Source organism: Massilia sp. P2_C2 (genome assembly GCF_056404615.1).
In genome coordinates, this window is the sequence record NZ_JBFUDR010000312.1 from 1 (window position 1) to 6985 (window position 6985).

General features: G+C 67.7%; 5 protein-coding genes. 2 read left to right on the top strand and 3 right to left on the bottom strand.

Features of this window, described 5'->3' with window-relative positions; translation table 11 throughout:
* Positions 1-1096, bottom strand: a 1096-nt coding sequence (locus tag AC1DYX_RS25625) for a methyl-accepting chemotaxis protein (RefSeq protein ID WP_477264121.1), incomplete at its 3' end; no start/stop codon positions are given.
* Between the two features lie 206 nt (positions 1097-1302).
* Here AC1DYX_RS25625 and AC1DYX_RS25630 point away from each other — a divergent pair.
* A complete protein-coding gene (locus AC1DYX_RS25630) occupies positions 1303-1653 on the top strand; it encodes an L-rhamnose mutarotase (RefSeq protein ID WP_477264123.1) in 351 nt (116 codons plus the stop codon).
* 114 nt (positions 1654-1767) lie between these two features.
* Positions 1768-4143: an alpha-L-fucosidase gene (locus AC1DYX_RS25635; protein WP_477264125.1), complete on the top strand. Its 2376-nt coding sequence runs from the start codon at positions 1768-1770 to the stop codon at positions 4141-4143.
* Positions 4144-4287: 144 nt separating this feature from the next.
* Here AC1DYX_RS25635 and galA read toward each other — a convergent pair whose 3' ends face one another.
* Together galA and AC1DYX_RS25645 are read right to left on the bottom strand one after the other, a co-directional pair.
* Complete coding sequence (galA, locus tag AC1DYX_RS25640) at positions 4288-6687, bottom strand: beta-galactosidase GalA (RefSeq protein WP_477264127.1); 2400 nt, start codon at positions 6685-6687, stop codon at positions 4288-4290.
* A 227-nt stretch (positions 6688-6914) separates the two neighbouring features.
* On the bottom strand, positions 6915-6985 hold a 71-nt coding region (locus AC1DYX_RS25645), incomplete at its 5' end, for a PEP-CTERM sorting domain-containing protein (protein WP_477264129.1).

Below are 6985 nucleotides of genomic sequence, written 5' to 3' on the forward strand. Positions count from 1 at the left end.
GCAGATTGGTCTGGAACGCGATGCCCTCGATGACGCCCACGATGTCGGCGATCTCGCGCGACGATGCGTGGATCGCTTCCATCGTCGCGATCACCTGTCCCACCACCGCGCCGCCCTGCGTGGCGACGCCCGCTGCGAAGCCCGCCAACTCGTTGGCCTGGGCCGCGTTGGCGGCATTCTGCTTCGCCGTGCCCGTCAGGGTGCCCATCGACGATGCCGTCTCCACGAGCGTGTGCGCCTGCTGTTCCGTGCGTTCCGACAGCGCGCTGTTGCCCTGGGCGATGTGGACGGAGGTGGCGGCGATGGTGTCGGTGGCGCCGCGCGCCTCGCTGACGATGCGTACCAGGCTGCTGTTCATGTGCTTCAGCGCCTGCAGCAGCTTGCCCGTCTCGTCATGGACGTCGACTTCGATCGTGCTGGTGAGGTCGCCCGCGGCGACGGTCTCGGCGACCCGCACCGCCTCGTTCAGCTGGCGCACGAGCGTGCGAGCCACCAGCACGGCAAAGGCCAGCGTCACGACCAGGCCCAGTGCGCCGATCAGGGCGCCGCCGAGCACGGCGCGGTCGGCGGCGTCGGTCGCGCTGCCGACGGTGCCGACGAAGCGGTCGCGCGCCGCCGTGCGAAAGTCCGCCACGTCCTTGCGGTAGGTCGCCAGCTCGGTGCCCATCGCCTGCAGCCTGTCCTTGGCCGGCAGGCCGCTCTGCTGCGCGATGGCGGCGGAAATCTCGCGCGCCGTCTTGTAATAGCGGTCGAATTCGGCCGCCAGGCGATCCAGGTCCGCGCCGTGCGTCCCGTCCAGCTTGCGCAGGCGGCGATAATTGTCCGCCACTTTCGCGGCGAGCGCGTCGGCGGCGGCGATCTGCTCGGGCTCGCCCTGGGTGGATGCCGAATTCAGCACATCGATGATCTTGTCGAGTGCGCCCGTGTTCTCCGTCATCGCATCCAGCACGGGGTACTGCACGTCGCGCACGTCGGCGAGGCGCAGATTGTTTTTCTGGAACACGACGGCGGTGAAGGTGAGGTACACGGCCATGCACAACATGGCGATGCCCGGGGCGAGGAGGACTTTCCACAGCACTGACAGGCGACTCAGCATTTTCATGTCGGCGTGAGCGGCCCGCAGGCTGCACTCGAAGTTGGTTTGCGGCAAATGTTAGCTCGTGCGTACTGGCTCTGGCAAGGAAATATTTTCGTATAAACAACATATGTAAACTATGTGAAATCCCCGCACCAAGATCGCGCTTGTATGGTCCGGATGTTTATAATATATTCAATACCATTTACCCTACTGAAGGAGACACCATGACCACCCGCCACTGCCTCGCCCTCGACCTGCATGACGACCCCGACCTGATCGCCCGCTACGAGACCTGGCATCAACCGGGCAAGGTGCCCGCTGGCGTCACCGAATCGATCCGCAGCGCCGGCATCAGCGCAATGGAGATCTGGCGCGTGGGCAACCGCATGTTCATGATCATGGAAACCGAGCCGCATTTCTYGCCCACCGCCAAGGCGGCCGCCGACATGGCCAGCGCCGACGTGCAGGCCTGGGAAAAACTGATGTGGGAATTCCAGAAGCCGCTGCCGTTCGCGGCACCCGGCGAAAAATGGATGCCGATGCGCCGGATCTATTCGCTCGCCGAACAGCCCTGAACCCGGCTCCCGTGCGGCCATAGGATTTCATGGCCGCATTGATGGTTTTAGTTATTGCAATGCCATCCGGCGGCTTACAGAATCGTTGCTGGATTTGCCATCTCCGATACAATCATGCCGCCAAGACACTCCCCTATTGCCGCGCAAGACGCGGCCCGCCCCTACCTTGCCGCCCATGCCGGCCACGCCACGCGCTGGTCCATACGCGCGCTCGGCCTGGCCATTGCGGCCATTTGCGCCGGTGCCCATGCCGCCCCGGTATCCTTTGCGACGGAACATGTCATCGGGCCCGACGACACCCCCGCGATGGCGGCCGAAAAAGCGGCCAAGGTCCTGCCCCGCCCCAACCAGACCGCGTGGATGCGGCTGGAGCGCACGTTCTTCCTGCACTTCGGCGTCAACACGTTCAACGAAGTGGAATGGGGCACCGGCCGCGAAAACCCCGCCATCTTCAACCCCTCGCAACTGGATGCGACCCAATGGCTGCGGGCGGTGAAACAGCTCGACGGCAAGATGCTCGTGCTGGTGGCCAAGCACCATGATGGCTTTGCGATGTGGCCGTCGCGCTATACGGCGCACTCGTCCGCCGCCAGCCCCTGGCGCGGCGGCAAGGGCGACCTGGTGCGCGAAGTGTCCGACGCTGCGCGCGCGGCCGGCGTCAAGCTGGGCATCTATCTGTCGCCCGCCGACCTGTACCAGCTCAAGACCAATCCCGCCAACCCGGCCGGCTACTACGGCAACGGCAGCGCGAAGCGCCGCTCGACGATCCCCACCGATCCCGCCCACTTCCAGGACGACCCGTCGCAAGGCCGCGTGCCGACGCCGGGTTCCAAGACCTTCAGCTACGAGGTCGACGACTACAACCGCTACTTCCTGAACCAGCTGTACGAGTTGCTGACGCAGTACGGCCCCGTGGACGAAGTGTGGTTCGACGGGGCCAACCCCGATCCGAGCGTCGCCGAGACCTATGACTACACGGCCTGGTACGACCTGATCCGCAAGCTGCAGCCGAACGCCGTCATCATGGGCAAGGGCCCGGACGTGCGCTGGGTCGGTACGGAAAGCGGCTATGGCCGTACTACCGAGTGGAGCGTGGTCCCGCTGCCGACCGCGCCCGACCAGTTCCGCTGGCCCGACATGACGGACGGCGTCCTCGGCAGCCGGGAACAGCTCAAGCCGGGGTCGCACCTGTGGTGGTATCCGGCCGAGACGAACGTCACGATGCTCGGCAACGGCCAGTGGTTCTGGGCGCACGACAAGCGGCCCCGCCCCGTCACGCAGCTCGTCGACATCTATTATTCCTCGATCGGGCGCAACGCCAACCTGATCCTGAACCTGTCGCCGGACAACCGCGGCCTCGTGCCGGACGACCAGGTCACGGCGCTGACGCAGGTCGGCCAGATCGTGCGCGACACGTTCGCCACGAACCTGGCCAAGGGCGCGCGTGTGACGACCGAGCAGGCCGCGTCGCGCCACGGCGCCGGCGCCGTCCTCGACGGCAACCTCGACACGTGGTGGGAAGCAGCTCCGGGCCGCACGGCCGGCACCGTGACCCTCAACCTGCCCCGGCCGGCCACGTTCGACGTCGTGTCGCTGCAGGAAGCCGTGGACCACCGCAGCCAGCGCATCGAGTCGTTCGTCATCGAGACGTGGAACGGCACCGCATGGACGGCGCCCGCGCTGCGCCCGGCCGACGTGACGACGACCGTGGGCCACCGCCGCCTGATCCGCCTGGCGTCCCCCGTCACGACGGACCGCGTGCGCGTGCGCATCACGGGCGCGCGCCTGGAACCGACGCTGGCCGAGGTGGGCCTGTACAAGCAGGCGACGGACCTGCTGCCCCCGGCCATCGCCGACCGCGACGCGAACGGCGCCGTGCGCATCAGCCATCCGGGCGGCGGCACGATCGTCTACACGACGGACAGTTCGGCGCCGACGGCCACGTCCGCCGTCTACACCGGCCCGCTGCAGCTGCCGGGCAGCGTCATCGTGAAAGCGGCGCGACTGCTGCCCGGCGGACGCCTGGGCGTGACGGGCACGCGCAACCTGCTCGGCATGTCGCCACGCGGCTGGAAGGTCGCGGCCGCGGACAACGAAGAGATGGGCAAGGCGGCGCTGGCCGTCGACGGCGATCCTGGCACCTTCTGGAGCACGCGCTGGGACAGCCCGGACAAGAGCCCGAAATCGATCTCGATCGACATGGGCGAGGCACACCGCATCGCCGGCCTGGCCTACCTGCCGCGCCAGGATGGGCAGGTGCTGGGCACCGTGGTGCGCTACCGCTTCGAGACGAGCACGGACGGCGTGCAGTGGCACACCGCCGTCGCGGAAGGCACCTTCTCCAACATCCAGAACAACCCGGACTGGCAGACGGCGCGCTTCGCGCCCGTGAACGCGCGCTGGTTCCGCTTCACGGCGCTCGGCGACGTCTGGAACACCGGCGGCGCCAATGCGGCGGAGCTGACCGTCATCCCGGCCGACAAGGACTGACCTCTTGTACCGTCGCTACGACAACCGCGGCGCGTGGCTGCGCGCCGCCCTCCATTGCGTGCTCGCCGCCTCCGCCGTCATGCTGGCGGCGCTGCAGCTCGTCCATGCCGGCATGCCGTGACGCCGCCAGCCCCACATCGCTAGCTATTGCGCCACGACCGGTACGGAAGGAATCGCCGGCACCGCCCGGACGTCGATCGAGGTCTCGGCAGGCTTCAGGCCTRCCGACGCGGCGCGCAGCACGAGACTGCCCGCGCCGGCGCGCCGGCTCTGCAGGATGACCTGGGCCAGGCCGTTGTAGATCGTGACCTTGTCGCCCTTCTCCGGCGCGTGGCTGTTCGGGTCGCCGTTGCCGACGCCGATGTTCGCGCCCGGGCCGCTGACGTCGAGCGCGACGGGGAGGTTCGCGGTCGGCACGGGGCGGCCCTGCGCGTCGATGGCCTCGACGGTCACCGGGACGGCGTCGCGGCCATCGCCGGCGAGCGCCTTGCGGTCCGGCATGAGGCGCAGCGCGACGGGCGCGCCGGTCGTCTCCACGGCGAAGCGGGCGACCTCGCGCCCGGCCTTCTTGCCGACGGCTTCGAGCCGGCCCGGCGCGTACGGCACCTGCCACGACACCATCTGGAAGGGATTGGCCTTCTTTTCCTCGACGAGTTTGCCGTTGAGGTAAAGCGCCACCGTGTCGGCGTTCGTCGCCGCCAGCACCTTGATCGGCTGCCCCTCCTGGCCCGCCCAGTTCCAGTGCGGCACGAGGGTCAGCACGGGTTTGTCCTTCACCCACAGCGCCTGCCGCACGTAGAACTCGACCTTCGGGAAACCGCACAGATCGAGCGCGCCGAAGTGGGAGCTCGCGGACGGCCAGCCATACGGCGTGGGTTCGCCGCGGTAGGCGAAGCCCGTCCAGGAGAAGCCGCCGGCAAACGAGGGCTGCCGGACGATCGCTTCCCAGGAATTGCGGGCGGCGCTGGTGGCCGCCCAGCCGGGGTAGACGTCGTCGTACGAGGCAACGACCTTCGCCCAGTCGGTCGTATATTCCCCGCGCGTCATCACCTGAGAAGTGTCTTCCGAACTGACGATCGGCTTGTCGGGATAGGCCGCGCGGATCCTGTCGTAGTCGTCGGTCTGGTAGTTGATCCCGACCACGTCCAGGCTGTGCGCGGCGTTCTTCGGGTTCGCCTTGCCATCCGGGCCCAGTTGCCCCTTGTTCTGCGCGCCGGTCGTCGGCCGGGTGGTGTCGAGCTGCTTGACCACCGCGTTCATCACACGCGCGATCTCCATGCCCTCTTCGTTGACCTCCAGGCCCTCCTCGTTGAACAGGCTCCACAGGATCACGCTGGGGTGGTTGCGGTCGCGGCGCACCAGCCACCGGAGTTGCTCCAGGTATTCCGGCGAGGCGTTGAAGTGCCGGGTCTCGTCCATCACCAGGATGCCCAGGCGGTCGGCGGCATCGAGCAGCTCCTTCGCCGGGGGATTGTGCGCGGTGCGGTAGGCGTTCGAGCCCATCTCCTTCAGTTTGCGCAGGCGGAAGTCCCAGAGCGAATCCGGCACGGCGACGCCGACGCCCGCATGATCCTGGTGATTGCTGGTGCCCTTGAGCTTCAGGGGCTGGCCGTTGAGGAAGAATCCCTTGTGCGCGTCGAAGCGGATCGTGCGGAATCCGATGCTGGTGTCGACAACGTCCACCGGCCTGTCGCCGCCCAGAACGGTGGTACGCACCGTGTAGAGATTGGGCGACGCCACGGACCAGAGCCGCGGTGCCGCCACCGGGACGGCGACCTTCGCCACGGCGTCGCCCTGGGCAACGATGTGTACCGGCGCCGAGCGGGCGCCCGCGATCTTCCGGCCCGCGGCGTCGAATACCCCGACGTCCACCGAGGCCGAGGCGACACCGGAGCCGGTATTGGCCAGCGTGACTTCGGCAGGAATCACCCAACTGCCACCGGCGGCCTTGACGGGATTGGCATGCACGCCGTCGGTGGCGATGTGGACCGGGTTGCGCTTGACGAGCCAGGTATGGCGATAGATGCCGCCGCCTTCATACCACCAGCCCTCGGTGTCCTCGGCGTCCACGCGCACGGCGATGGTGTTGATGGCGTCGTCGCCGTAGCGTACCATCGGCGTCACGTCGATCTGGAACGAGGCGTAGCCGTTGAAGCTGTGACGCACTTCGGTGCCGTTGACATACACCGTGCAGTGCGTCGCCACGCCGTCGAATTGCAGCTCGATGTTCTTGCCGCGGTCGGACGCGGGCAGCGTGAACGTGCGCCGGTACCACGCGATGCCGCGCGGGCGATAGCCCTGCTGCTTGAGCGCCTTCTCGTCGAACGGCTGCTCGACCACCCAGTCGTGCGGCAGGTCCACCTCCTTCCAGCTCCTGTCGTCGTAGCCGCGCGCCGCCGCGCCCCAGGCGCTGCCGGCCTTCGCACCGTGGTAGGTGATGTCCGGACCGTAGAGATTGACGCCCTGGCCGCCGGCGAACGAATCGCGTGCGATATCACCGGGGTGGAATCGCCAGCCCTCGTCCAGCGAGAGGGTTTGCCGCACGGCGGCGGGAGCCGCCGTGCCGGCAGGTTGCGCATGAACCGCGGGGTTCGTCGCTGCCAGGCAAAGGGTCATGAAACCGAGGATAAGTAAACGGAGCATCGTAGGGACGATATTGATTGACGAGTTGACTGCGGGTGGCTCGACTGCCCGACAAATGGAAAAATGCCAGTCAGCCCGGCTGACTGGCATTCGGCTCGCGGCCTCCGCGGTTCGTTGCGGCGCGCGGATCAGCTGCGGCGACGGCGCGCCAGGCCGAAGGCGGCCACGCCGCCCATCAGCAGCGGCAGCGTGCCCGGCA

What these genes read in the sequence shown, in the direction of transcription:
- AC1DYX_RS25635 (WP_477264125.1), top strand. Translation starts at nt 1,768, where the DNA reads ATGCCGCCAAGACACTCCCCTATTGCCGCGCAAGACGCGGCCCGCCCC.